Annotated in this window: 1 pseudogene; it reads left to right on the top strand. The window is 47.1% G+C overall.

The features are described 5' to 3' along the window. Positions 1-645: pseudogene (locus tag AAHB12_RS31210) on the top strand (transketolase); the annotation flags it as partial.

Below are 645 nucleotides of genomic sequence, written 5' to 3'. Positions count from 1 at the left end.
TGAATGGGATGCATTGCTAAAAGGCTATGCGGCTGCTTACCCTGAATTAGCGACAGAGCTTACTGACGCAATAGAAGGCCGCCTTCCTGAAGGATGGGAAAACAATCTTCCAAAATACGGCTTAGGAACAGCAACTGCTACACGTAACTCTTCTGGGGAAGCAATCAACGCGATCGCAGGAGTAGTTCCAGCTTTCTTTGGCGGTTCTGCAGACCTTGCAGGTTCTAACAAAACATATATGAAGAACGCAAAAGACTTCACAAGAGAAGATTATAGCGGCAAAAACATTTGGTACGGCGTTCGTGAGTTCGCGATGGGCGCGGCGATGAACGGAATTGCGCTACATGGTGGTTTAACGACATTCGGCGGTACATTCTTCGTATTCTCTGATTACCTACGTCCGGCAATTCGTCTAGCTGCTTTAATGAAATTGCCTGTTACGTATGTATTCACACACGATAGCATTGCAGTAGGAGAAGATGGTCCAACGCATGAGCCAATTGAACAGCTTGCTTCTTTACGTGCAATGCCAGGTCTTTCTGTGATCCGTCCTGCAGATGGAAACGAATCTTCCGCTGCATGGCAGCTTGCGGTAGAATCTAACAAACCAACAGCTCTTGTGTTAACTCGTCAAGACTTGGCTGC

This window comes from Bacillus sp. OTU530 (assembly GCF_038440375.1).
This window is presented reverse-complemented; position numbering and strand designations above follow the sequence as displayed.